The following is a 25,196-nucleotide window of genomic DNA, read 5'->3' on the forward strand; positions in this document are numbered from 1 at the left end:
AAATGAAATAGAAAAATGAACATGAAACCAATTAAAAGTTTGCTCATCATCTTGTGTATCTCCTCTTTTACGACGCTTTTTGCGCAAGAAAAGGAATTTGCAGATCTGTTGCAAAATATCGATGCTAGGGAGAAAGTTTCATTGAACGGGTTGTGGGATATTATTGTTGACCCTCTTGAGAATGGCTATTACAACCACAGGCTGCAACCCATGGATAATGGGTATTTCATGAATGCTAAAATGCAATCGCCTTCTGATCTGATCGAATATAACTTTGATACTAGCGATCAAATCATGGTACCTGGCGATTGGAATACCCAAATGGAGAAATTGTATTATTATGAGGGAACCATATGGTACAAAAAGGATTTTCACTACACTACCAAAACTAATGAATTGGTCTATCTCTATTTTGAGGCGGTGAATTACGAGGCGATTGTCTATCTAAACGGGGAACGCGTTGGTACACATACTGGTGGTTATACCCCTTTTCAGTTTGAGGTTACCGATAAACTAAAAGAAGGGAACAATTTTGTTGTGGTCAAGGTCGATAACAAACGTAAACGTGAAAATGTCCCCACGGTCAACCAAGATTGGTGGAACTACGGAGGCATTACCCGATCCGTACATTTAATCCCCACACCTAAAACCCACATATCCGATTATTACGTACAATTGGCAAAAGGCAGTACCACCAACATAGAAGGTTGGGTAGCTGTAGAAAATGGCACCGATGGCGATAATGTTGAAATCAGCATTCCCGAACTTCGGAAAAATGTAAAATCAGTGATTGAAAACGGAAGGGCCAATTTTTCGATAAATGCGAAACCCACCCTATGGGAGCCTAACAACCCTAAATTGTATGAAGTCACTCTAAAAACAGCAACCGATAAGCTTACCGATGCCATCGGTTTTAGAACCGTCGCTACACAAGGATCCAAGATATTACTAAACGGAAAGGAAATTTTCCTGAAAGGTATCTGTATTCATGAAGAAGCACCGTTTAAAACTGGCCGTGTAACTTCCAAAGAGGAGTGCATAACCCTATTGCAATGGGCCAAGGAATTAGGCTGTAATTATATTCGATTGGCACATTATCCGCATAGTGAGACCATGGTACGCGAAGCGGAAAAAATGGGCTTTATGATCTGGTCCGAGATTCCTGTGTATTGGACCATCCAATTCGAAAATAAGGATACCTATGCCAATGCAAAAAACCAACTTACGGAAATGATTTCCCGTGACAAAAACAGGGCAGCTATCCTTATGTGGTCGGTAGCCAATGAAACCCCTGAAGGCGAAGCACGACTCAATTTTTTAAGCGATCTCGCCGATGAAGCCAGACATTTGGACAATACGCGATTGATTACCGCCGCTTTGGACACCCAAAGTGAAGGTGATAATGGCAAAATGATCGAAGATCCCCTAGGGAAAGTGGTCGATGTCATCGGGATAAACCATTATTGTGGCTGGTACGTCGATGAACCTCAAAATTGTGCCTCAGTAAAATGGGCCAGTGCCTATGATAAACCTATGATCATGAGTGAAGTCGGAGGTGGCGCCTTATATGGTCTTCATGGCAATAAAAATGAACGATGGACCGAAGAATACCAAGCCGATGTGTATAAAAACAATATTGAAATGATGCGGAATATTGAATTTTTATCCGGATTATCCCCATGGATTTTGATGGACTTCCGCTCGTCTAGAAGACCTTTAAAACGAATTCAGGAAGATTTCAATAGAAAAGGCTTGATTTCAGAACAGGGCATGAAAAAACAAGCTTTTTATATTATTCGTGATTACTATCTAAAAGAAAATAATTAAGTTCTTTATCTTATAATACCTTGGTGATTGATAGTTATTTTATCAGCCACCAAGGTTTTTTTATGCCTTATTCACAACCAAAGGAAGTAAAATCAACAGAAAACACTTTTGTAAGCCACCGTTTTTCTTATAGGTTTCTTACCTTTCAAAGGTCGTTTTCGAGTACGTACCAAAAACCTAAATACCACCCATATGAGACCTTTACATCTTTTATTTCTTGCCTTACTTTTTGTACCGTTATCCGCGCAATCGCAAAAACGAAAAAAGAAAACAACCACACCTGTTATTACCCTACAGGATTCTATGTTCCATGGCTTAAAATGGCGAAATATCGGACCTTTTCGCGGTGGACGCAGTGTGGCATCTACGGGGGTTGTTGGGCAACCTATGACCTATTACATGGGCAGTACCGGAGGCGGGGTATGGAAAACCGTTGATGACGGCATTACTTGGAAGAACGTTTCTGACGGATTTTTTAAAACGGGAACCGTTGGCGACATTGCCGTTTCAGAAAGCAATCCCAATATAGTTATGGTTGGCATGGGCGAACATGCCGCTCGTGGGGTCATGACCTCTATGGGTGATGGTGTGTACAAATCAACTGATTCCGGTAAAACCTGGAAGCATATGGGTTTGGATTACACCCGCCATATTTCCGATGTCATCATTCATCCTACCAATCCAGAAATCCTATTTGTTGCCGCACAAGGCGCCCAGTACGGCCCAACGCCCGATCGTGGCATTTACCGTTCAATCGATGGAGGCAAAAATTGGGAAAGGGTTTTGTTTGTAAATGAGATAACAGGAGCTTCTTCCCTATCCATGGATATGAAGAACCCCCTGATCTTATATGCGGCCATGTGGCAGCACGAACGCTTTCCATGGACCATAACCTCTGGAGGAAAAGATTCGGGCCTCTACAAATCAACAGATGGGGGAAGCACTTGGGAAAAAATGAAAGAAGGATTGCCCAAGGAATTCGGTAAATCCGGAATTTCAGTTTCAAGGGCAAATCCCGAACGGGTTTTTGCCGTTCTTGAGGCTGAAGGCGACAAAGGAGGGGTATACCGCTCTGATGACGCTGGCAAAAAATGGGCCCTAGTGAACAAAGACCGTATCAACATAGCACGCTCATGGTATTACATGGAAATATTTGCCGATCCCCAAGATGAAAACCTAGTCTACGTGCTGAATGCCCCCGTAACAAAATCAATCGATGGTGGAAAAAGCTTTATATCTATATCCACACCACATGGCGATAACCATGATCTATGGATCAACCCTACCGATAATAGCAAAATGATCAATTCCAATGATGGTGGCGCCAATGTTTCAAACAATGGAGGCAAGAGTTGGAGCTCACAACAATATCAACCCACCTCGCAGTTCTATCGGGTCATAACCGATAATTTGGTACCGTACCATGTATATGGAGGTCAGCAAGATAATTCGGCCATTGCCATTGCCAGTAGAACCAACGATCAAGGAATCGATTGGAAAGATTGGTATTCCGTTGCCGGTTGTGAAAGTGCCTATTTGGCCTTTGATCCCGATAATCCCGAAGTGGTTTTTGGAGGATGCTATCAGGGAATTATAGAAAAATGGGTGCGGGCTTCAAGAGAAGGAAAAGCGATTAAGGAATATCCCGAATTAGCCCTTGGGAACGCCCCGGAAGATTTCAAATTCCGTTATAATTGGAATGCACCTATCATAAGTTCCCCACATAACAGAAGTACCATTTACCATGCGGGAAATGTGATCTTTAAATCGATTGACAACGGAAATAGTTGGGACATTATCAGTCCTGACCTTACCCGGAATGACAAATCGAAACAAGGTCCAGGTTCAGGTCCGTATACCAACGAAGCTGCAGGTGGCGAAAACTATAATACCCTGATGTATTTAGTCGAATCCCCACATGAAAAAGGGGTACTTTGGGCCGGTAGCGATGATGGACTTATACACCTTACCAAAGATGGTGGGCAACACTGGGAAAACGTAACTCCACCGAATCTACAAGAGGGAATCGTAAATAGTATAGAGGTATCCCCTCATGATCCAGCAACTGCATATGCTGTCATTATGCGCTACAAACAGATGGACCTTAAACCTTATGTGTTTAAGACCTCCAATTTCGGTACCACTTGGTATAATATAACAACCGGTATAACTGGGGAACATACCTTTGTACGGGTGGTGAGGGAAGATAAGCGAAAGAAAGGGTTGTTGTATGCAGGCACTGAAACCGGTTTGTTCATCTCCCTAAATGATGGTCAAAACTGGCAACCTTTCCAGTTGAATTTACCTGTTGTCCCCATCAACGATTTAGTCATTCAAGACAATGATTTGGTTGTTGCCACCGCAGGGCGTTCTTTTTGGATATTGGATGACCTAGGGGCCCTACAAAACATCGATTCCCCCGAACAACCTGTTCAAATATTCCAACCTAAGGACACCTACCTGATTTTTGGTGGAAGTACCGATAAACCTGTACCAGGTCTGGGTCAAAATCCGAATTCGGGGGTAACCTTCGATTATTATTTGGATAAGGAAGCCGACAGTTTGGATTTGGAGTTGGAGGTTATGCAGAACGGCAAACTCCTTCGAACTTATACCAATAAAATCCCAAAAGACTATAAATCATGGCCCGGTGGCCCATCCAAACCCAAGGCACTGCCTTCCAAAAAGGGGTATAATCGTTTTACATGGGATTTCAGGAAAGAAACCTTACCCGCTGTTGACAAAGTTTTCGTTTATGGCAGTTATGCGGGTTCAAGGGTAGGACCTGGCAAATATACCCTAAGACTGACCTTGGACGGATTGACTTCAGAGACCGAAGTAACGGTATTGGCAAATCCCAAAGTTGAAGGAACCTTAGCTGATTATGCGGAACAACAAACTGTTTTGGCACAGATTGAAGGTGCCTTAAAGGATATTCACGAAGCAGTAAACGTTATGCGTTCTGCCAAATCCCAATTAAAAGGCTATGCCAAGTTGCTGAAAGAGAATGAACAGGCCAATGAACTATTGGATAAGGGCAAATCACTTCTGAAACGTATTGACACATGGGAACAAAAGCTGATACAACCCAAGCAAAAGACCTTTCAAGATGTCATCAATTACAATAATCAACTGAATGCAGAATTTATGGAGCTAAAGGATTATGTTGATGCTGCAGAACCTAAAGTGACAAAGGGAGCCAAAGAGCGTCTTAAAGACCTTATGGCCGAATGGAAAATCTATGAAACCGAAAGAAATGCCATCGTAAACGTTGAAATGGAGGCGTATAACAAATTATATACTGACCTAGCATTACCGGCTATTATCCTGAAAGAATAGAACAGATAACAGGTGAAAGTTTATAAATCAAAAATAGGGGTCGGCCTCGTTCTCTTTATGGTATTCGTTTTTACCATTAGTTCCTATATCCTGGTTATAGAAAAAAGCTGGAGCGGACTAGTGTTCATGGTTTTGACTGCTGTTTTTATCGCATACCTTTTTCATCAGACATTTTATACTATAGATGGGAACGTTCTAAAAGTGAAATCAGGATTTCTTTTGAATCATTCCTATGAAATTAGCAGGATTACGGAAATTCGGGAAACCAACATTCCAATTAGTGCGCCGGCCGCATCATTGGATCGCTTGGAAATCAATCTGAACAATGGCCAAGGGGTTATCATATCCCCTAAACAGAAATATGAATTCATAGATGAGCTCAAAAAACGAAATCCAAAAATCAAAATAGAACTCAGAACCAAAAATAAACGCTAACCCATGAACAAACCTTTTGTTGCCGACCTAACTTTCAAGGGGCTGGATTTTAGGAAAAAGCCACTTCAAAAAGCGGAATATGAAAACTGCATCTTCGACGGTTGTGATTTTTCAGATGGGTACTTGGACAACCAAAATTTTATGGAATGTGAATTTTTGGATTGTAACCTCAGCAATACCAAAATAACACAAACCATCTTCAACGATGTTAGTTTCTCCCATTGTAAAATGATAGGCTTGAAATTTGAGGGATGCAATGATTTTTTAATGTCCTTTAGCTTTGGTAACTGTAATTTGAATTTCTCCTCATTTTATCGAATGAAATTAAAGGGCTTCCAATTTATAGCGTGTAAACTCAAGGAGGCTGACTTCACAGAAGCAGATTTGACCGAAGCTGCTTTCGATGCATGTGAATTGGAAAAAGCTGTTTTTTATGATACTATATTGGTAAAAACAGATTTTAGTACGGCGTCCCATTTCAACATTGACCCAGAACGAAACCGACTTAAGAAAACCAAATTCTCAAAAGAGAATATCTTTGGATTGTTGACGAAACATGACATTGTAATCGCAGACTAGGTGTTATTCGTTTGTAATCGGATAATTCGTATCTTGTTGTCAACAAGAACTTTATTCGATGCGAAGATTCTTCATACTGCTTATTTTTATTTCACCAAGCTGTTTCTCCCAGAACACCCTTTCGTTTGCAGATACAAGTGTCTCCCCCAAAGCTACCTTAAACGATGTTTCGTGGATGGCGGGACATTGGAAAGGGGAAGCCTTTGGTGGCATGGCTGAGGAAATATGGAGCCCCCCTTTGGGAGATTCCATGATGTTCGTCTTTAAATTGGTGTCTGAAGGCAAGGTACAGTTCTATGAGATTGGCCATATACAACAAAAAGAGGAAACCTTGGTATTACAGTTGAAGCATTTTGATGCCTCCCTGAAAGGTTGGGAGGAAAAAGAAGAAACCGTAGATTTCCCCTTGGTGAAATTGGAAGGCAATAGGGTTTATTTCGATGGGTTTACCCTAGAGAAAATCAATGGAAACGAAATCAATATGTTTGTGGTCATTGGCCACAAGGACGGATCTTCGGAGGAGGTGAAATTCAATTATAAAAAAGTGGAATAGGATGCAAAAGAAGTGTTTGGAATGTGGTGAAGAAATCAGGGGACGTGTCGATAAAAAATACTGTTCGGACCAATGTAGAAATGCCTACAACAATAAAGTCAATAAAGACAGTAAAAACCTTATTCGCAATATCAACAACCGGTTACGAAAGAACTACCGTATTTTGGACAGTTTCCCCCTTAAGGATGGAAAAACAAAAACCACACGGACCCGATTGATGGATAAGGGATTCGATTTTGAGTTCATCACCAATCTTTATACCACCAAAAAAGGCACAACCTACTACTTTCTGTATGATTTAGGGTATTTACCCTTAGACAACGACTATTATATGATCGTAAAACGGGAGTAGTTTATTTATAATTCTGGCCACTAAGCTTCAAAGCGGCAATAACAATGTCCTTGCGGCTTATTTGACCAACGATCAACCCATCTTTCATAACGGGCAACCTTCTTCGATTATGCTTATCGAATATGCCTGCCGCATCAAAAATCGAGATATCGTGGGGTACGGTCTCCACCTCTTTTGACATATACTTTTCCACACTTTTATCAAGTATGGGCTGGTTGAAATAACGGCTTTCAGAAATCTGTTTCATGCAATCGGCCTCGGAAATAATTCCTACTAAAAAACCATTATCGTCCAACACTGGTCCCCCAGAGATATGGTGTTTCGCGAATTTTTCCATGACCTCTAAGATGGACTGCTCCGGTGAAAAAGTAATCAACTTGGTGGTCATATAGTCAGAGACTAAAATAGGGGCATCGAATTCCTTTTTCGCCGCCTTTCTGAATCCTTGAAAACTTTTGATTCCCATATAATTTGAATTTAGGTTGAATTCTAAAGATAGAAAAATTAATCGAATTCCATAAAATACTCGATGTAATGTGGCATCATCTTAGAATTTTATACTTTTAACGCACAAGCTTTAATTATGAACAGGTTCTCCAAAATCATCTCGATTTTACTAATTCTTTTAGCCATTTATTGGAGTTTTAAAACAGAAATGCCTACGTATACGGGGGACATCAATGCACCCGAAACCGTTTTTTCAACGGATAGGGCATTGACTTATGTCAAGCAAATTTCCCAAAAACCCCATGGCGTTGGTTTTCCGGCCCATGCCGAAGTGCGGGAGTATATTATTGCTCAACTTGAAAAAATGGGATTGGAGACCTCCATCCAGGAAGGTTATACGGCTGGGGACTGGGGTAATTTCAGCAAGGCGATCAATATTCTTGCCCGAATCAAAGGATCCAGGACCGGCAAGGCATTGCTCTTGCTTACCCATTATGATAGTAGCCCACATTCCTCTTTGGGAGCCAGTGATGCGGGTAGTGGGGTGGCTACCCTATTGGAAGGGATTCGGGCTTTTCTTGCAGAAGGGCATCAAGCCAAGAACGATATCATTATCCTGATCACCGATGCCGAGGAATTGGGACTTAATGGGGCGGACTTGTTCGTCACAAAACACCCATGGGCCAAAGAGGTAGGCCTTACCTTGAATTTTGAGGCCCGGGGTAGTGGTGGACCAAGTTATATGCTCGTTGAGACCAATCGAGGCAATGGAAAACTCATTGGGGAATTTATAAAAGCGGATCCAAAATACCCTGTGGCCAATTCTTTGGTATATAGCATTTATAAAATGTTGCCCAATGATACAGATCTAACGGTTTTTAGGGAAGATGGGGATATTGAGGGATTTAATTTTGCTTTCATCGATGACCATTACGATTATCATACGGTTCGTGACAATTATGAACGATTGGACCGAAATACCCTGGCCCACCAAGGTAGCTACCTAATGCCCTTATTGACTTATTTTGCGAATGCTGATTTGGGGAGCCTAAAGAGCTTGGATGATTTCATCTATTTCAATGTGCCTTTCTTCAAGCTTGTTTCCTATCCTTTCGAATGGATTTGGCCCATGTTCCTTTTGGCCGTACTCTTTTTTGGAATTCTGTTGGTAATCGGTTTTCGAAAAAAAGTAATCCAAGGGAATGAGATTCTCAAAGGATTTCTACCCCTAATCATTTCTTTGGTCATAAACGGGGTTGTCGGTTTTTATAGCTGGACCATACTCAAATGGATCTATCCCGCATATACCGATATTTTACACGGATTTACCTATAACGGTCATGCCTATATAGCCGCCTTTGTATTTTTCTCCATAGCCACTTGTTTTTGGATATACCATAAATTCAAAACCGTTGAAACGCCAAATCTTCTGGTTGCGCCCCTATTCTTTTGGTTGTTGATCTGTGGTTTGATCGCAGCATACTTACCTGGGGCAAGCTTTTTCATTGTTCCTGTGTATGCCCTTTTGGTTTCGTTCATGGTAGTGATCAACCAAACAAAGCCTAGTACCTATCTATTGTTCCTATTGGCACTGCCAGCGCTATGGATCTTTTCCCCCTTTATTCAAATGTTCCCTGTTGGGTTGGGATTGAAATTGATCGTAGCCTCCACCCTTTTGACCGCCCTGACCTTTTACTTACTGCTGCCCGTTTTCGGATATTACAAACATAAGAATCGCTTGGCAATGTTAGGGTGTTTGCTTTTTCTTGGGTTTATGGCATCAGCGCATTTCAATTCAGGTTTTACTAAGGAAAATGCAAAACCCACCAGCCTGTTGTATGTATTGGATACTGATACCCATACCGCCCAATGGGCCACTTATGAACAGGTAATCTCTGATTGGACCGCCCAATATATCGGGGATACAAAAGAAATCCCCGAAAAACTGGCCGATAAGACCATCAGCAGTAAGTATTCCTCCGGTTTCAGCTATGTGGCCGAAGCCCCAATAAAGGATATCGCATCCCCTAAAATTGATATCAGTCTGGATACGATTATTGGTGACGAGCGTATTTTGGAACTATGTATCATTCCCAAGCGGAATGTAAACCGATTGGAAGTATTTACCAATGCCGTTGAAATAAAGAAGGTCGTTGTTAATACCCTTGAGTTATCGGAATATTATTTGGCTAACAGGAAAAATGGAAAGTTGATCACCCATTATATAAGCAACAATGAGTATACCGACCTTCGACTAACCCTTCCCAAAAACGAAAAACTTGAGTTGACACTCTATGAGGCCTCAAATAATCTGTTGTACAATGACCAATTCACAGTGCCGGAACGTCCTGACGATAATATCCCTATGCCCTTTGTTCTAAATGATGCCATCCTGTTGACCAAAAAATTGACCTTTGAATAAGAACATTGCCATAATGGGTTGTGGTTGGCTAGGATTTCCCTTGGCCCAATCGCTTATTAAGGAAGGCTATATAATATATGGCTCGACCACCTCCAAAGACAAACTTCCGGCACTAGAAAAGGCAGGTATCGTTCCCTTTTTGATCTCAGTATCCGAAGAGCGTATAGACGGGCCCATAGCCGAATTGTTGGAAAATGTAGAAACTTTGATCATCAATATTCCCCCGAAACTTCGTGGGTCTAATGCTGAAAACTATATTCAAAAAATGGAGCACGTTCATAAGGCCATTAAAAACTCCAACGTCAAAAAAATCGTATTTGTGAGCAGCATATCGGTCTACGGGGATGGGCAAGGCAAGATAACCGAAGTGATCCCACCCAAGCCAACCACGGAATCGGGAAGGCAGTTATTGGCCTCGGAAAAAGTGTTCAGAGATATCCCTAAGGTTCAAACGACCATCATCCGGTTCGGCGGATTGATTGGGAAAGACAGGCACCCCATTACTATGTTATCGGGAAAAAAAGGGTTGCAGAATGGGAATCATCCCGTGAATTTGATCCATTTAAATGACTGTATGGCCCTTATCAGATCCGTTTTAAAAAAGCATTGGTGGGGTGAAGTTTTCAATGCGGTATATCCTTTGCATCCTACCAAGGAAGAATATTACCGACTGATTGCAAAAGAAAGAGGCCTTAAACCGCCCGAATATGGACAAAATTCGCTTTCACCAGGCAAGTTACTCGACTCCCAGAAGCTACAAAGTGTTAAAAAGTTCAACTTTAAGACCACAATCCTAGATTAAGTCACCACAGAAAAAACGTTTTTCACAACAAAAACATCCTTTTTGTGTTAATTAAAGCGTTGTTTTTAAACACTTTATCGATGAAATGCATAACTTTAAGTAAACCATAAATTCGATTGCCATGGAAAATTCAACAATTAGTATTAGAATAAAAAAGGAGATTGAGAATTTGATTTCCAAGAGTTGCGCCAACCAACAATCGACCAAAAAATATGAAACATTACATGTTGCACTTTTAAAAAAGTACTATAATGCAGCAGATGTATCCATTGATTATCATAGAAAAAGGATAGCTATGGATATTGTAATTGATGACAAGTATTATCACCCTACCAAGGTGAATACCAGCATTCCTATCTTACATGCCAATTTATTGTTCAAAAATCTCAAGGATTTTTTAAGATCATGTATTGAAATGGATGCTAAGAGTATGGGATTTTATGCGGGGCTCATACGCACATTCGCAAAAAAAGATGTGAAACTGACCGTTGTGTAATTCAAAAAAATAACTTTCAAAATAAAAGGTGCCTAATTGGCGCCTTTTTTTATTGATGATTTAAGGGTTTCATTAACAGCTTTATATCAATAAATTTAATAGTTTAGCGCACCAAAAATCAACATAAATACAAGTAACATGAGAAAGATTGCCTTTGTGGTGCTATGTGCCACTAGCTTCATGGTCAATGCCCAATCAAACACCGAATTGCAAAAACATTACGAAGCTTTTTATAAGCAAATGCGTATGCAGGCAGATGTAAATGGTATGACCAATGCATTGACCCATCTTAATGTGCTTTCCCCTTCCAAGGCAAGGAAGGATACCTTGGCTTATATCTATGCCAATAACAGTCAACATATGCAGGCCTTGAATACCATCGGGATCGATAAAAACGAAGCTGATTCGGATCTTGCCGTACAAGTAAAGGCCATCTCCTTAAAAGCCATAAACCAACCGAAACGGTCATTGGAACAATTTGAGATTCTGAATAAACGCACTCCTAATCCCTATTTGGCCTATGAATTGGCCGATCTAAAGATACAAACGGGTGATAATGTTGGGGCCAGTACAAATATCGAATATGGCATAGCCAATGCTACAGAGGATATGAAATATGCTTTTTACGAAAGGCAGCAACCTTATGAAGCATCACTAAAAGCTGCTTTTTACCATTTGAAAGCCCTTACGACCTACAATCAGGACAAAACTAAAATCGATGAGGCCATTTCATTCATCGATGAGGCATTGAAAATCGATCCCAATTTTAATTTGGCCAGTTTAAGCAAACAAGCTTTAGAGAATAGAAAAACACAACCCAGCGAAGAGAAATAACAGAATTCAAGCCTTAGGTTTCTTGCACTCCCTTACCCAAAGGATTTTCAGGTATTCATTACTAGAAGCACTGGACTGATCAAAGAAGGTGCGGTGAGGTTATATCCTTGGCTATTCGTCTTCCAAGATTAATTTGGCATCCAAGGTTTGGTATACCACTCCATTGCATTTTTCACGGAGCAAATTATAAGCTTCGATCATTTCTTGTACCGAAGTTGTGGGATCCAAATAATAGGTAAGGTCTCCCTTAACTTTTAGCACATAGGTCTTAAAAACTTTTTGCCGGCTTTTTATCTGCGGTATATCAAATTCTTTTGGATAAGTCGAATCTTCAAGTAATTTCTGTTCCTCAATGATGTTCTCGATGGTCAGGCTTAAATCCTCTCTATTGACTGCATTGTAAATGGCATCAAAACTGATGTCCATGGCGGTAAATTCTGGCCATTCCCTTAAAATGGCATTGACCTTTGGATCGACAGCAATCTTTTTGGGCCATTCATCAGTAACGATTTCATAGCGGGAAGCATCTAGGTCAACAGCATCTTCAACCTTTTCCTTACATGAACCGACAATGAAAAGTACTACTACGGCAATGAATATTTTATGCATAAAGCGAATGTACAAATTTTAATAAAAGCTATATTTACCAAGTATACTTTTAACCTGATTTTAATGCAGAAATCCATCTTAATATTAGGGGCATGTGGACAGATTGGAACCGAACTCACGTATGCCTTACGGGAAAAATATGGTCATGAAGCCATAATAGCAAGTGATATTCGGGAAGGAAATGAAAGCTTGATGGACTCAGGACCATTTGAACTTTTAGATGCCACCGATTACAATGCTTTGGAGGAAGTAGTCGCCCATTATGAAATCAGCGAGGTGTACTTGATGGCCGCCATGCTAAGTGCGAGTGCTGAAAAATTTCCAATGCGTGCATGGAACCTGAATATGAATTCACTATTCAATGTATTGAATCTAGCCAAGGAAAAAAAGATAGATAAGATCTTTTGGCCCTCTAGCATCGCTGTTTTTGGCCCCAACACCCCAGCGGAAAACACCCCTCAAAATACGATTATGGAACCTAGTACTGTCTACGGGATAAGTAAACAATCTGGTGAACGTTGGTGTAATTATTATCATACCAAATTTGGTGTTGATGTACGCAGCATTCGATACCCGGGTCTTATAAGCTGGAAAACCAAGCCAGGTGGTGGCACCACCGATTATGCGGTCGAAATATACCACAAGGCACTTACCACAAAAAAGTTTACGTGCTTTTTGAAAAAGGACACCAAGCTTCCTATGATGTTCATGGACGATGCAATTAGGGCAACCCTACTATTAATGGATAGTGATCCCGAAAAAATTAAAATACGCTCATCGTATAACCTTGCGGCCATGAGTTTTAATCCCGAGGAAATCGCCAAAAGCATACAGGCTAGGATTCCCGATTTCAAAATGACCTATGCCCCTGATTTTCGACAGGAAATTGCCGATTCATGGCCAAATAGTATTGATGACGCCCAAGCCCAGTCTGATTGGGGTTGGCAATCTGAGTTTGATTTGGAAAAAACCACAGGGGTAATGTTGGCAAATCTGGATCAGTCAGCCGCTATATGATTTGAAATATTCACCAAATCGTGTTGCCCTGGTCACGATTTGAGCTGCGTTCTTTCCTAAACCAAACATTCCGTAAACTCCATGATTTTTTTCACTGCCTTGTGACCGTTGTTCTTTTAAGATACAATTAACAATATCAAATGGTTTTTTTACTAGAAATCCTTAATTATTTATATAGCTTCTGAATGAATAATTCACTAACTTTCTACCTTTTGGTTAAATAAAAGTTCATAAACCCATATTCTAATTTTATGGAAGATAAAAAACAAGGGGCGGAATCCAATTCCAAAAAAGGAATAAGCCGACGAAGTTTCATTCGAGGCGCCGGATTGTCTACCGCTGGAAGCGTATTGTTGACTACCAATGCATTCGCTTTTGGAACTGAGGAAAAGCTTACCGCCGGGAAAGAGTTCGGTCCTGATGCAACCACCATTCAAATGAAGATCAACGGAACGGTCGAATCGCTAAGCGTGGAACCGAGAACCACATTGGCAGGTGCCCTTAGGGACCATATGGAACTCACTGGCACCAAAGTGGTCTGTGATCGCGGGTCTTGTTCGGCTTGTACGGTGTATTTGGATGGAAAACCGGTGAATTCTTGTATGATGTCGGTTTTTGATGTTGGTGACAGGGAAATTACGACCATAGAAGGTATTGCGAAAAATGGGGAGTTGCATCCGGTGCAAGAAGCCTTTATTGAACATGATGCTTCACAGTGTGGTTACTGTACCCCAGGGATGGTCATGTCTTGTGCCCACTTATTGGAACACAATGCCGATCCCACCCTCGAGGATGTCAAAAACGCCACACGGGGCAATCTTTGTCGATGTGGTACGCATCCCCATGTATTTAAAGCAACATTAGCCGCAGCTAATAAAAACAATTAAGATGGATACTAGAAAAGAAAAATTCCCATACGGTATTCCTGGACACAACCTAAGCGAAATAGAAAGGGAAATCCCTAATGAAGAACCGCCAGTATGGCCCATCAATGATAAATTGAAAATAATCGGGAAAAGGGTTCGTAGAATAGATGCTATCGATAAAGTAACCGGTAAGGCAAAGTATACCTCAGACATAAAATTGCCAGGTATGCTTTATGCCAAGATGTTGCGATCCAATGTTCCGCATGCTGGCATCACATCCATCGATATAAGTAAAGCAAAAAGTCTCCCGGGCGTACATGCCATTTATCTTTTGGAGAGTCCCCAGGAAGAGGGAGAAGAAAATAAGAATGGTAAATACCCAATGGTAAAGTATGTAGGACAACCTTTGGGAGGTGTTGCAGCCGATAGCTTGGAAATTGCCAAAGATGCCATTTCCTTGATCAAGGTGAACTATGAAAAGAAACCGTTCGTCATAGATATTGAAGCTGCCATGGAAATTGATGCACCAATCGTTTTTGACGAGCCCATTACACAACAGGAAGATGGTGGAGCTGTAGGCGAAGTGCATGAGGGAAGTAAAGGGCAAGGCAACGTCAGGGGACCATCGACCAGTAGTTTTTTTGGTGGTCCGAGAGGAGATTTGGAGCAAGGTTTCAATGAAGCGGATGTTATTGTGGAAAAAACGTACCGCACCCAAGTACAAACGCATCTACCCTTAGAGACACATGGCGTCGTTGTTGACTGGCGCCCTGATATAATGATGGTTTATGCCTCTACCCAAAGTACCAATTCGGTCAGAAATGAGATGGCCAGTGTTTTCGGATTACCAAAGAGTAAAGTACGGGTGGTCTGTGAATTTATGGGTGGCGGATTCGGTGCCAAGCACAGTGCCGGCAGTTTCGGCCCCATGGCAGCCAATCTTTCCAAAAAATCAGGAAGACCCGTTTGGTTGATGATGGATCGACAAGAAGAGCATATTGCCGAGGGGAACCGTCCCAATTCCATACAGTTCCTAAAAATAGGGGCGAAAAAAGATGGCACCTTAACCGCTATACAACAACGTTCCCACGGAACGGCAGGAGTTGGCCTTGGTGCCGGCGTGGGCCGTATCGCCCAAGTCCTTTATCCCTGTCCCAATTTTGCAACCGAACAATATGATGTATTGACCAATGCCGGACCTGGAGCGGCTTGGCGTGCGCCGGGCAATGTCCAGGGTGCTTTTGGACTGGAACAGGCTATTGATGAATTGGCGGAAAAGCTAAATATGGATCCGTTGAAATATCGAGATCTTATTGATAAAAGTGAAGTGCGCAAGGTGGAACGCCAACGTGGGGCGAAACTTTTCGATTGGTCACGACGTCAACCCACTGGCAGTGGCAATGGTGTCGTAAAGAAAGGGTATGGAGTGGGCCAATCTACTTGGCCGCGATTCGTAACCCTTGATTCTTCGGTAGAAGTCAAGATCCATAATGATGGCGGTGTTGAAGTACGCTCTGGCGTTCAGGACATAGGAACGGGAACAAAAACCATTCTTGCCCAAGTAGTTGCAGAGGAATTAGGGCTGCAGGTAAAGGATATCACTGTCAATATAGGGGATACATTTTTCCCTGTAGGGCCAGCTTCCGGAGGTAGTGTGGTTACAGGTTCAATTACCCCTCCAACCCGTAATGCCGCTTATGAGGCCAAAACAGCCTTATTGAAATTGGTCGCAAAAAAATGGGAAACTGATTCATCTGAATTGTTCATTGAGAACGGACAAGTAGGCAGTAAAAAGAATGCCGATCTGAAAATGCCCTTTAAAGAAGCGACCAAACTAATGCGGACCAGTCAAATCAGTAAGATCGCGAGCCGATCTGATGATTATGGTGGCTTTCAACAACCCTGGGGTCTAGCCTATGGGGATTTGGGCTCGGTACAATTTGCGGAAGTAAGTGTGAACACCGATACAGGCTTTGTAAAGGTCGATAAAATCGTGGCCGCCCATAGTTGTGGCCGTCCGCTCAATATAGGCCAATTGGAAAGCCAGATCAATGGAGGAATCATACAAGGTATCTCGTATGCCTTATATGAAGATAGGATAATGGATACAGGAACTGGCCATATGATGAACGCCAATGTCGATCAGTACAAGGTGCCTTTTTCCATGGAAATTCCTGAGATTGAAACCTTGATCGTCGAAGAATATTCAGCGCTTTCCTCAACAGATGCCTACGGCATCGGGGAACCTGCAAATATTGCAACGGCAGCTGCGGTGGCCAATGCAGTTTATAACGCCATTGGGGTAAGGTTGTATGAAATACCCATTACGCCCTCAAGTATTCTCAAAGCATTGAATAAAGTCTCATAAATACTAAGACATGAATAAATTTAGTTGGTACGAAGCCACATCCATAGAAGATGCCCTTCAGCAAGTGAATACAACGGTATCCGAAGAACTATATCAGTCTACCAATGAAGCAGCCGTTTTTAAGTCAGGGGGTATCGATGTTTTTGACTGGATAAAGGAAGGTCTTATCAAGCCAAAGAAAATCATTAATATTCGCAATATTCCCAATCTTGATACGATCAGTTTTCACGAAAAAGAGGGTTTACGCATAGGATCTAATGTGACCTTGGCCGAATTGGCAACCAATCCCAATATTAAGAATCACTATTTGGCACTGCATCAAGCGGTAAACCATGCAGCCACCCCCCAACTGCGCAATATGTCCACTTTGGGAGGAAATATAGCCCAGCGTAACCGATGCTGGTATTTTCGGTCTGCCGATCATCAATGCTTCCGAAAAGCGGGAGATCGTTGTTTTGCCCGTCATTCTGAAACCGGTGAAAACGAAAATCACGCGATTATAGACAATGGTTCCTGTGTAAGTATACATGCTTCCTCAATAGCTACGGCCCTTATGGCTTTTAATGCCAGTGTCGTTATCGTCAATGGTAAAGGGGAAAGAAAAGAAGTATCTATGGATGATTTCTTTGTTAGTGCAGGCAAGGATATCGCCATGGAAACCATTCTCGTGGCCAAAGAGATTATCACTGAGATAGTTATCCCGGCACCCTCAAAAAATACCAAAAGCTATTATATTAAACAGGGGGCTCGTGAATCTTATGACTGGTCAATGGCAGATGTGGCCGTCGTAATTGAAACCGCAGGGGACACCTGTAAATCAGCAAGTATCGTTTTAGGTGCCGCGGCTCCAGTACCCTATCGTTCTGTTCAGGCGCAAGAAGCAATGGCAAAAAAGGCGCTCAATACTGAAAATGCCTCAGCGGCAGCGGAAGCAGCCATGTCAATTGCTCGTCCCCTCTCTAAAAACGGGTATAAGGTGCCTTTGTTTAAATCGATTATTAAAGAAGCTATTTTGAAAATAACTTGAATATGGGAGATAATAAACCAGGCAATACTGCGATTTGCAAATTCCTACGGGCCAGAAACCCCTATGGCATGATGGAAGGAGGGGATCATCCTTGGCTTTTACTCGATGATGCGAACACAATTTGTTGGTGTATAACTTCGGCCGGTGGTGTCGGACCTGACAATGGTTTGGTTTCGCCTGCGAACTGTATTCAAGGACGGTCTTGTTACCGCTCGGGTGTTGCCGATGATCTATAAGGGTTACCCTTCAGTACCCTATTGACAAGATTTAAAATCTTTGCTTAAAAATCAGATTTTGTTGTATTGCAACCAAAGTCGAAAGGTCACTATTTTTGGGAGGTATATAGTTCAACAATCCCTACTTCGCAGCTGACTTCTTTTTCAATTCGTAAAGATCGGTTCTTCTATCCTTTAAATTGCGTACAGCTCCAAATTGGTTCAACTCCCTGAGTAAATCAATATCGACATCCGCGATAAGGATCATCTCGGTGTTCGGAGTCGCCTCTGCCTTAATCCCGTTAGTGGGAAACGAGAAATCACAGGGGGTAAAGACCATCGACTGTGCAAACTGAATATCCATATTCTGTACATTGGGTAAATTGCCAACACTACCTGCAATGGCCACATAACACTCATTTTCAATGGCCCTTGCCTGGGCACAATGGCGTACCCTGGAATAGCCATTTTGGGTATCGGTCAAAAAGGGAACAAAGAGTATATTCATACCCTCATCGGCCAAGATGCGGCTCAATTCCGGGAACTCGGAATCATAACAGATCAAGACCCCGATTTTTCCACAATCCGTATCGAAAGCCTTAAGCTGATTACCCCCTTGCATACCCCAAACCTTTGCCTCGTCAGGGGTAACATGTAGTTTCTCGTATCGCTCCATACTGCCATCCCTGCGACACAGGTACCCAACATTCAACAAGCGCCCATCGACCACTTCTGGCATACTTCCGGTAATGATATTGATATTATAAGAAATAGAAAACTCCGAGAATTTTTGAACAATGGCCTTCGTATATTTCGCTAGCTCCCTAATTGCCTCAGGCGTTGACATATGATTATGGTCGGCCATAAGCGGCGCATTGAAGAATTCGGGCATCATCGCAAAATCGGAACGATAGCCCGACACGGCATCGATAAAATACTCGGCCTGTTGCAATAGGGCCTCTAATTCTTTATAGGGCCTCATTTGCCATTGGATCAATCCCAAACGGATAATGGACTTCTTTTTAGATACCTTTTTAGTGGGCTTATGATAATAGATATTGTCCCACTCCATTAAGATGGCGAATTCATTGGAGGCCTCATCACCTTCCAAATACCCCTTCATCACCTTGGCCGGATGAAAATCATTACTGATCTGAAAATTGAGAACAGGGTCGTGTATTTCCTTCAACCTTACCTTTGCGATATATTCCTTGGGTGTAAGCTTTTCGGCATAGGTATGGTAATTGGGCATTCTGCCTCCAAATACAATGCTTTTAAGGTTCAGTTTCTCGCAAAGTTCCTTGCGGTAATCATAGAGTCTACGACCCAACCGTAACCCACGATACTCGGGTTTTATAAAAACATCGATCCCATAAAGTACATCGCCTTCATCAGTATGGGTACTGAAGGTATATTTCCCTGTAATCTGCATGTAGGTGTGATCGTCTTCAAACTCATCATAATCAACAATAATCGACAAAGCACAACCAGCCAATTGACCATTGATTTTTATCACTACCTGTCCTTCGGGGAATTTGTCGATCAACACCCTTAACTGCTCCTCTTTCCAATAAGACCCTGGCATATTGGTATACGAGGAAAGCATCGCTTGCTTGAGTTCTTTATAGTCGTCAAGGTCAAGGTACTTTAATTCAATATTTTCAATTTCCTTTATTTTCATTCTATGATAAGGGGGTGAGTTAGTGATATATTCTTTTGCAGTTGGCCAAACTACCAAGGGAAAGTAACACAACGATTAGGTAGTTCTTACTAGGCCTTTGTGTGAACATGGGATATCTTGGATCAATCATCGTCATTATCGTCATCCTCCTGCTCTGGTAAATCGGGATCTGGAACCCCTTCTGGATCATCATCATCAAACTCATCATAGTCATCCTCATCATAATTCTCCATGGTGTATTCCAGCTTTGCACTGATCTTCACCAAATATTTTGTGTCTTCGGTCAACACCTCAACAGCCTCTATCCGTTCTCCTTGGGCATTTCGAAAGGAAATAATGTTACGATCATCGTACCCATCAGGATATCTTTCGACCAAAAGTTTAAGGACTTCCGGTGTTAATTTTTTGAAATCTACTATGACTCTTTTCAGGTTATCCATAATTACATGTCTAAAAGATAAGCAAAAATTAATGGCGCCACAATGGTCGCATCACTTTCTATGATAAATTTTGGGGTATCCATATCCAGCTTTCCCCAAGTTATCTTTTCATTGGGCACAGCTCCTGAATAGGACCCATAACTTGTGGTTGAATCGCTTATTTGACAAAAATAACTCCAGAAAGGAGTATCTGTCCGTTCCATATCCTGATATAACATGGGCACCACACAAATTGGGAAATCACCGGCAATACCCCCTCCTATTTGGAAGAAACCAATGCCCTTGGCCGAATTATCGGTATACCAATCCGCTAAAAAGGTCATGTACTCAATACCCGATTTCATGGTGCTGGCCTTAAGTTCACCCTTTAAAACATAGGAAGCGAAAATATTTCCCATGGTACTATCTTCCCAACCTGGGCAGACAATAGGAAGGTTCTTTTCGGCGGCGGCATACATCCAAGAGTCCTTCAAATCAATTTCATAATGTTCTTCAAGTACGCCTGAAAGTAACATTTTATACATGAATTCATGGGGTAAATAACGTTCCCCATTATCTTCGGCCTCTTTCCAAATTCGAAAGATATGTTCTTGCAACCTACGAAAAGCCTCTTCTTCGGGAATACAGGTATCGGTTACCCGATTGAGGCCCTTCTCCAACAAATTCCATTCATCCTGAGGCGTCAAATCGCGGTAATTAGGGACACGCTTATAATGTGAATGTGCGACCAAGTTCATAATATCCTCTTCCAAATTGGCCCCGGTACAGGAAATAATATGCACTTTATCCTGTCGGATAATTTCTGCGAAAATCTTACCCAACTCTGCCGTACTCATGGCACCAGCCAAAGACACCAACATCTTGGAACCCTTATTCAACTGCGCTTCATACCCTTTGGCCGCATCGACCAACGCTGCTGCATTGAAGTGTAAATAGTATTTCCCGATAAAATTGGAAATTGGTCCTTTAGTCTTCGTCATCATCGAATTTTGATTGGGCGTTCCCCGATTTGTAATTCACGTCATAGGTATTGTCATAATCGTCAGCTACATCCTCGCCCATGAATTTATAGCTTAACATTTTATAATACAACTTAGCTGCCAAGAAATCCGAAGATTTATCATGGGGATTCGGGCAAAGTTCGACGATATCAAACCCTACTACATTTTTTTCCTCAAAAACCTGTTTTAAGAAATCCAAGGTCTCGTACCAGAACAGTCCCCCTGGTTCCGGCGTTCCCGTAGATGGTAGAATGGATGGATCAAGGGCATCCAAGTCAAACGTAATGAAAACATTGTCGGTCATAAGATCAATGGCCTTATCCATCCAATATTCATCATTGACCATGTCATGGGCAAAAAAGGTCTTTTCATCATCCATGATCGTCTTTTCAATGGCATCCATGGAACGGATGCCTATCTGGATCAAATTGGTTGTCTGACTAGCCTCATGCACTGCACAGGCGTGATTATATTTCGTGCCTTCATAAGACCCCCGCAAATCGGCGTGCGCGTCGATATGCAATACCGTTAAATTATCAAAACACTCGTTAAAGGCCCGTATACTCCCTATTGAAATTGAGTGTTCGCCTCCAAAAAGTGTGACAAATTTGTTACGCTTGATGTACTCCTTGGCCATTTTATGCACTTCGTTCACCATTGCTTCCGGGGAACCATTTTCGGTTACTGCATCGGTCAAATGAATGCCTTGTTTATAAACTTCGGAGTCGGTTTCGATATCATACAATTCCATATTCTCCGACGCATTCAAAAATGCATTCGGACCTTTATCGGCCCCTTTGCCCCAAGTGCTTGTTCCGTCATAAGGCACTGGAATCAAAACCACTTTGGCAGTTTCCAATTGTGCGAATTCGTCGGCAATTCCCGCGTAATTCTTCATTGTACTCATGATTATTATATTATTTGGTTTTTAGTATTACCCTTGAACAGGTATTGTTATTTTTTTTGAAGTCTTTTTCGATTTTAAGGTAGACTCCGTGTAATCATATCCCAATATACGTAACATTTGCTCTGCTTTCTGCTGTGGATTGAACAGAATTGTCTTGAAATTGCCATCAGCATCCTTATCAATGACGATATGCTTCGGCTGGGGTATAAGACAGTGTTGTAACCCACCATAGCCTCCAATCGTATCCTGATAAGCCCCCGTATTGAAAAATCCGATATAAAGCGGTTTGCTCTTTGAGTATTTTGGTAAATATATGGCGTTCCTATTTTGTTCACTGTTGTAATAATCATCACTATCACAAGTGAGACCTCCCAATAGAACGCGCTCATATTCATCGTGCCACCTGTTGATCGGCAACATGATAAACCGTTTATTTATGGCCCATGTATCAGGTAGTGTGGTAATAAAGGACGAATCGATCATATTCCACTTTTCCCGATCATTCTGTTGCTTTTGATAGAGTATTTCATAAATGGCCCCTCCACTCTCCCCAACGGTAAAGCTTCCGAACTCGGTAAAAATATGCGGCACGGGAACCTCAGCCTCTTGACAGGCTATATTTATCTGGTTTACAATCTCGTCAATCATATATTGATAATCGAAATCGAAGGCCAAGGAGTTTTTTATTGGGAACCCACCACCTATATTCAAACTATCCAAAGAAGGACAAATTCTTTTCAAGCGCACATAAACCTTTAAACATTTCGCCAATTCATTCCAGTAATAGGCGTTATCACGAATCCCCGTATTGATGAAGAAATGGAGCATCTTAAGCTCTACCTTCTCATTTTCCTTGATTTGGTTCTCGTAAAATGGGACAATATTCTTATACCCTATTCCTAGACGGGAAGTATAGAACTCGAATTTCGGTTCTTCTTCCGATGCAATACGTATACCCACTTTAAAATTGTCATGTATAACGTCGGAGAGCAGATCCAACTCCTCATAATTGTCGATGATAGGGATACAGTTACGATGGCCCGAATTGATAAGCCTACCAATATTTTCGATATACTGTTCTCTTTTAAAGCCGTTACAAATGATATAGGCATCATTTTTTAATTTGCCTTTTTCCTTCAGGTTTTCAATGATGTTGATATCGAAGGCCGATGACGTCTCAATATGAATGTCATTTTTCAAGGCCTCATGCATCACATGCTGAAAATGTGAACTTTTCGTGCAATAACAATAATGGTATTTTCCCTTGTACCCATTATTTGATATGGCTTCGGCAAACCAATCCTTTGCCCGCTTGATGTTTTCTGAAATCTTGGGCAAATAAGTGAATTTCAATGGACTGCCATATTTCTCAACCAGTTCAATCAGGGGTATGCCATGAAATTGTAGGTTGTCATGGTCTAGGGTAAATTCCTCTTGTGGAAAATCAAAGGTTTGATCGACGAGATCAATATATTTTGTGTTCATGGAACAAATAATTATTTGGAAATTATATTCAATTTAAAAATTAAGATAAAGGAATAGAATCTTTTTTGAAAAGATCAACGCATTTAAATCAAATAATTATCTGTTTTGCAGTGGTTGGAATAAAAGAGTAATCGTGCTGGCTACAGACGATCGTGAAAGTGTAATCGGAAGTAAGCTTTAAATTCCGGTTACCCAATCCCTGGGTTGACAATGGGTTTGACTTCCTAATTCCCATTGACCCGAACATACAAACACCATTCATTATGTTCAGCTAATTGCTTAAATACAAACCAAGAATACCATCAGTTTGAGAGCACAAATGAAAACAAAAAATATTTAAAAACAAGCGTTTCCGAAAAAAATACGGTAAAATGTAAAAAAAAGTTTTTGTTGGTCTCGAATACGTCCGTAATTAACTATAACCAATTCATTTATAGTATATTAATTCTTATATTTAGTGAAGATATTTTTAAATATGGAAGCGAAAAAACACATGTCCCTTTATTTCATAGTTCTTTTCTGCGGTGGTTTAATGAGCCTACAAGCCCAAATTAAGTCTGGCGTTTACATTTCAGAGGGTAAGAATATTATTCACGAACTCAAGATCTCGGAGAATTATCTAACATTGACGCTTTATGAAAAAGCACCGGCAAAGTTCATTAAAACCGTAGGTGGGTTTCCTCGATTCGAAGACAATCGGCTCCTAGTACTTTTGGAGTTCAACTCGAACTTTGCACAAGACTCGATGCGACTACTTAGTATTCCCTACACTATGGAAGGTTCAAAGCTGGTTCTTGAACTAAAATCCAAATTACCATTCAATACCATCCCAAAGCTGAATCAAGATTTGGATGGTCAATGGTTATTTGGCGCCCGAGGTCCGGATACAGGTCAAGAACGCAGGGGAGACAGCAAACCGAGGAAAACATTAAAATACTTGATGGAAGGTCGGTTTCAATGGATTGCCTATAATACCGAAACCATGGAATTCCATGGTACGGGTGGTGGTTCTTTTACGGCAAAGGATGGGGTATACCAAGAAAACATCGAATTTTTCTCTAGGGATAATTCTCGAGTCGGAGCCAAGCTTACCTTCGATTATAAAGTTATTGGTGATGATTGGCATCATCAAGGCAAGAACAGCAAGGGTGAACCCATGTATGAAATATGGATGCGGCGTACCGGTAGGCAGTAGTCAGTAGGCTGTGGTTAAAAACAATTTTCAAGCGCACGTGACAACCTAATAATCAACCCTGTCCATTCAATAACACAAGCTTACGTTTATTTATTCATAGTAAGCCCTTTTGGCCACAACAACTTACAGAGAACAAGTGTTACAGCTTAGGGAAAGTGACCTCACCAGGAATCGAACCTGGATCTAAAGTTTAGGAAACTTCTATTCTATCCGTTGAACTATGAGGCCAAAACCAATATGTCAAAAAACCTTTCGGCAACAATGCCAAAGTTTAGGACCCCGAAGCCTCGGGGCTATTC

At 41.5% G+C, this 25,196-nt stretch carries 23 protein-coding genes and 1 tRNA gene; 16 read left to right on the forward strand and 8 right to left on the reverse strand.

Annotated features, from left to right (window positions below; all coding sequences use genetic code 11):
* The first annotated feature begins 21 nt into the window (after window positions 1-21).
* The 6 genes from WBM98_RS01970 (at window position 22) to WBM98_RS01995 (ending at window position 7,085) form a co-directional block, all read left to right on the forward strand.
* Complete coding sequence (locus WBM98_RS01970) at window positions 22-1,827, forward strand: glycoside hydrolase family 2 protein (RefSeq protein ID WP_424364346.1); 1,806 nt, start codon at window positions 22-24, stop codon at window positions 1,825-1,827.
* A 192-nt stretch (window positions 1,828-2,019) separates the two neighbouring features.
* A complete protein-coding gene (locus WBM98_RS01975; protein WP_424364347.1) occupies window positions 2,020-5,166 on the forward strand; it encodes a VPS10 domain-containing protein in 3,147 nt (1,048 codons plus the stop codon).
* Between the two features lie 12 nt (window positions 5,167-5,178).
* Window positions 5,179-5,601 carry a PH domain-containing protein gene (locus WBM98_RS01980; protein WP_424364348.1) on the forward strand — a complete coding sequence of 141 codons (423 nt, stop codon included), beginning with the start codon at window positions 5,179-5,181 and terminating at the stop codon, window positions 5,599-5,601.
* A 3-nt stretch (window positions 5,602-5,604) separates the two neighbouring features.
* Window positions 5,605-6,180, forward strand: coding sequence for a pentapeptide repeat-containing protein (locus WBM98_RS01985; RefSeq protein ID WP_424364349.1), 576 nt, complete (start codon window positions 5,605-5,607; stop codon window positions 6,178-6,180).
* A 58-nt stretch (window positions 6,181-6,238) separates the two neighbouring features.
* Complete coding sequence (locus WBM98_RS01990; protein WP_424364350.1) at window positions 6,239-6,733, forward strand: DUF6265 family protein; 495 nt, start codon at window positions 6,239-6,241, stop codon at window positions 6,731-6,733.
* 1 nt (window position 6,734) lies between these two features.
* The gene (locus tag WBM98_RS01995) at window positions 6,735-7,085 is read left to right on the forward strand and encodes a hypothetical protein (protein WP_424364351.1); all 351 of its coding nucleotides are present in this window, start codon (window positions 6,735-6,737) and stop codon (window positions 7,083-7,085) included.
* Window position 7,086: 1 nt separating this feature from the next.
* Here the strand turns inward: WBM98_RS01995 and WBM98_RS02000 are convergent, their stop codons facing one another.
* Window positions 7,087-7,551, reverse strand: a complete 465-nt coding sequence (locus WBM98_RS02000) for a CBS domain-containing protein (RefSeq protein ID WP_424364352.1) — start codon at window positions 7,549-7,551, stop codon at window positions 7,087-7,089.
* A gap of 117 nt (window positions 7,552-7,668) precedes the next feature.
* Between WBM98_RS02000 and WBM98_RS02005 the strand changes: the two genes are divergently transcribed.
* The 4 genes from WBM98_RS02005 (at window position 7,669) to WBM98_RS02020 (ending at window position 12,086) form a co-directional block, all read left to right on the forward strand.
* The gene (locus WBM98_RS02005; RefSeq protein WP_424364353.1) at window positions 7,669-9,954 is read left to right on the forward strand and encodes a M28 family peptidase; all 2,286 of its coding nucleotides are present in this window, start codon (window positions 7,669-7,671) and stop codon (window positions 9,952-9,954) included.
* Window positions 9,947-10,756: an SDR family oxidoreductase gene (locus WBM98_RS02010; protein WP_424364354.1), complete on the forward strand. Its 810-nt coding sequence runs from the start codon at window positions 9,947-9,949 to the stop codon at window positions 10,754-10,756. Before WBM98_RS02005 ends, WBM98_RS02010 begins: the two co-directional genes overlap by 8 nt.
* A gap of 121 nt (window positions 10,757-10,877) precedes the next feature.
* Window positions 10,878-11,252, forward strand: coding sequence for a hypothetical protein (locus WBM98_RS02015; protein ID WP_424364355.1), 375 nt, complete (start codon window positions 10,878-10,880; stop codon window positions 11,250-11,252).
* A gap of 138 nt (window positions 11,253-11,390) precedes the next feature.
* Window positions 11,391-12,086, forward strand: coding sequence for a hypothetical protein (locus tag WBM98_RS02020; protein WP_424364356.1), 696 nt, complete (start codon window positions 11,391-11,393; stop codon window positions 12,084-12,086).
* 111 nt (window positions 12,087-12,197) lie between these two features.
* Here the strand turns inward: WBM98_RS02020 and WBM98_RS02025 are convergent, their stop codons facing one another.
* On the reverse strand, window positions 12,198-12,695 hold the full coding sequence (locus tag WBM98_RS02025) for a hypothetical protein (protein ID WP_424364357.1): 498 nt from the start codon (window positions 12,693-12,695) through the stop codon (window positions 12,198-12,200).
* Window positions 12,696-12,758: 63 nt separating this feature from the next.
* Here WBM98_RS02025 and WBM98_RS02030 point away from each other — a divergent pair, with 63 nt between their 5' ends.
* From WBM98_RS02030 to WBM98_RS02050, 5 genes are all read left to right on the forward strand, one after another.
* On the forward strand, window positions 12,759-13,712 hold the full coding sequence (locus WBM98_RS02030; protein WP_424364358.1) for an NAD-dependent epimerase/dehydratase family protein: 954 nt from the start codon (window positions 12,759-12,761) through the stop codon (window positions 13,710-13,712).
* A gap of 251 nt (window positions 13,713-13,963) precedes the next feature.
* Window positions 13,964-14,599, forward strand: coding sequence for a (2Fe-2S)-binding protein (locus WBM98_RS02035; protein WP_424364359.1), 636 nt, complete (start codon window positions 13,964-13,966; stop codon window positions 14,597-14,599).
* A 1-nt stretch (window position 14,600) separates the two neighbouring features.
* Window positions 14,601-16,946: a xanthine dehydrogenase family protein molybdopterin-binding subunit gene (locus WBM98_RS02040; RefSeq protein WP_424364360.1), complete on the forward strand. Its 2,346-nt coding sequence runs from the start codon at window positions 14,601-14,603 to the stop codon at window positions 16,944-16,946.
* Window positions 16,947-16,956: 10 nt separating this feature from the next.
* A complete protein-coding gene (locus WBM98_RS02045) occupies window positions 16,957-17,973 on the forward strand; it encodes an FAD binding domain-containing protein (protein WP_424364361.1) in 1,017 nt (338 codons plus the stop codon).
* Between the two features lie 2 nt (window positions 17,974-17,975).
* Window positions 17,976-18,209 (forward strand): hypothetical protein, encoded by a 234-nt coding sequence (locus WBM98_RS02050; protein WP_424364362.1) that lies wholly within the window; start codon window positions 17,976-17,978, stop codon window positions 18,207-18,209.
* A gap of 121 nt (window positions 18,210-18,330) precedes the next feature.
* Here WBM98_RS02050 and WBM98_RS02055 read toward each other — a convergent pair whose 3' ends face one another.
* From WBM98_RS02055 to WBM98_RS02075, 5 genes are all read right to left on the reverse strand, one after another.
* Window positions 18,331-19,869 carry a bifunctional GNAT family N-acetyltransferase/carbon-nitrogen hydrolase family protein gene (locus tag WBM98_RS02055; RefSeq protein WP_424364363.1) on the reverse strand — a complete coding sequence of 513 codons (1,539 nt, stop codon included), beginning with the start codon at window positions 19,867-19,869 and terminating at the stop codon, window positions 18,331-18,333.
* 122 nt (window positions 19,870-19,991) lie between these two features.
* A complete protein-coding gene (locus tag WBM98_RS02060; RefSeq protein WP_424364364.1) occupies window positions 19,992-20,309 on the reverse strand; it encodes a hypothetical protein in 318 nt (105 codons plus the stop codon).
* A 2-nt stretch (window positions 20,310-20,311) separates the two neighbouring features.
* Complete coding sequence (locus WBM98_RS02065) at window positions 20,312-21,289, reverse strand: deoxyhypusine synthase family protein (protein ID WP_424364368.1); 978 nt, start codon at window positions 21,287-21,289, stop codon at window positions 20,312-20,314.
* Window positions 21,276-22,217, reverse strand: coding sequence for an agmatinase (gene speB / locus WBM98_RS02070; RefSeq protein WP_424364365.1), 942 nt, complete (start codon window positions 22,215-22,217; stop codon window positions 21,276-21,278). Before speB ends, WBM98_RS02065 begins: the two co-directional genes overlap by 14 nt.
* 27 nt (window positions 22,218-22,244) lie before the next feature.
* A complete protein-coding gene (locus WBM98_RS02075) occupies window positions 22,245-23,702 on the reverse strand; it encodes an arginine decarboxylase (protein WP_424364366.1) in 1,458 nt (485 codons plus the stop codon).
* 457 nt (window positions 23,703-24,159) lie between these two features.
* Between WBM98_RS02075 and WBM98_RS02080 the strand changes: the two genes are divergently transcribed.
* Window positions 24,160-24,897, forward strand: a complete 738-nt coding sequence (locus tag WBM98_RS02080) for a hypothetical protein (protein ID WP_424364367.1) — start codon at window positions 24,160-24,162, stop codon at window positions 24,895-24,897.
* Window positions 24,898-25,053: 156 nt separating this feature from the next.
* On the opposite strand, the gene WBM98_RS02085 is transcribed toward WBM98_RS02080, so the two are convergent.
* Window positions 25,054-25,125: transfer RNA gene (locus tag WBM98_RS02085), tRNA-Arg, on the reverse strand.
* Between the last annotated feature and the right edge of the window lie 71 nt (window positions 25,126-25,196).

This window comes from Maribacter sp. (assembly GCF_049667165.1).
Classification (GTDB): Bacteria; Bacteroidota; Bacteroidia; order Flavobacteriales; family Flavobacteriaceae; genus Maribacter_A.

Bases quoted from the DNA above. Each gene is read 5' to 3' on its own strand.
- WBM98_RS01970 (WP_424364346.1), top strand. From the start codon at position 22: ATGAAACCAATTAAAAGTTTGCTCATCATCTTGTGTATCTCCTCTTTT.
- WBM98_RS02005 (WP_424364353.1), top strand. From the start codon at position 7,669: ATGAACAGGTTCTCCAAAATCATCTCGATTTTACTAATTCTTTTAGCC.
- WBM98_RS01990 (WP_424364350.1), top strand. From the start codon at position 6,239: ATGCGAAGATTCTTCATACTGCTTATTTTTATTTCACCAAGCTGTTTC.
- WBM98_RS02065 (WP_424364368.1), bottom strand. From the start codon at position 21,289: ATGACGAAGACTAAAGGACCAATTTCCAATTTTATCGGGAAATACTAT.
- WBM98_RS02035 (WP_424364359.1), top strand. From the start codon at position 13,964: ATGGAAGATAAAAAACAAGGGGCGGAATCCAATTCCAAAAAAGGAATA.
- WBM98_RS02025 (WP_424364357.1), bottom strand. From the start codon at position 12,695: ATGCATAAAATATTCATTGCCGTAGTAGTACTTTTCATTGTCGGTTCA.
- WBM98_RS01975 (WP_424364347.1), top strand. From the start codon at position 2,020: ATGAGACCTTTACATCTTTTATTTCTTGCCTTACTTTTTGTACCGTTA.
- WBM98_RS01995 (WP_424364351.1), top strand. From the start codon at position 6,735: ATGCAAAAGAAGTGTTTGGAATGTGGTGAAGAAATCAGGGGACGTGTC.
- WBM98_RS02045 (WP_424364361.1), top strand. From the start codon at position 16,957: ATGAATAAATTTAGTTGGTACGAAGCCACATCCATAGAAGATGCCCTT.
- WBM98_RS02075 (WP_424364366.1), bottom strand. From the start codon at position 23,702: ATGAACACAAAATATATTGATCTCGTCGATCAAACCTTTGATTTTCCA.
- WBM98_RS02040 (WP_424364360.1), top strand. From the start codon at position 14,601: ATGGATACTAGAAAAGAAAAATTCCCATACGGTATTCCTGGACACAAC.
- speB (WP_424364365.1), bottom strand. From the start codon at position 22,217: ATGAGTACAATGAAGAATTACGCGGGAATTGCCGACGAATTCGCACAA.
- WBM98_RS02015 (WP_424364355.1), top strand. From the start codon at position 10,878: ATGGAAAATTCAACAATTAGTATTAGAATAAAAAAGGAGATTGAGAAT.
- WBM98_RS02055 (WP_424364363.1), bottom strand. From the start codon at position 19,869: ATGAAAATAAAGGAAATTGAAAATATTGAATTAAAGTACCTTGACCTT.
- WBM98_RS02000 (WP_424364352.1), bottom strand. From the start codon at position 7,551: ATGGGAATCAAAAGTTTTCAAGGATTCAGAAAGGCGGCGAAAAAGGAA.
- WBM98_RS02050 (WP_424364362.1), top strand. From the start codon at position 17,976: ATGGGAGATAATAAACCAGGCAATACTGCGATTTGCAAATTCCTACGG.
- WBM98_RS02030 (WP_424364358.1), top strand. From the start codon at position 12,759: ATGCAGAAATCCATCTTAATATTAGGGGCATGTGGACAGATTGGAACC.
- WBM98_RS02060 (WP_424364364.1), bottom strand. From the start codon at position 20,309: ATGGATAACCTGAAAAGAGTCATAGTAGATTTCAAAAAATTAACACCG.
- WBM98_RS01985 (WP_424364349.1), top strand. From the start codon at position 5,605: ATGAACAAACCTTTTGTTGCCGACCTAACTTTCAAGGGGCTGGATTTT.
- WBM98_RS02020 (WP_424364356.1), top strand. From the start codon at position 11,391: ATGAGAAAGATTGCCTTTGTGGTGCTATGTGCCACTAGCTTCATGGTC.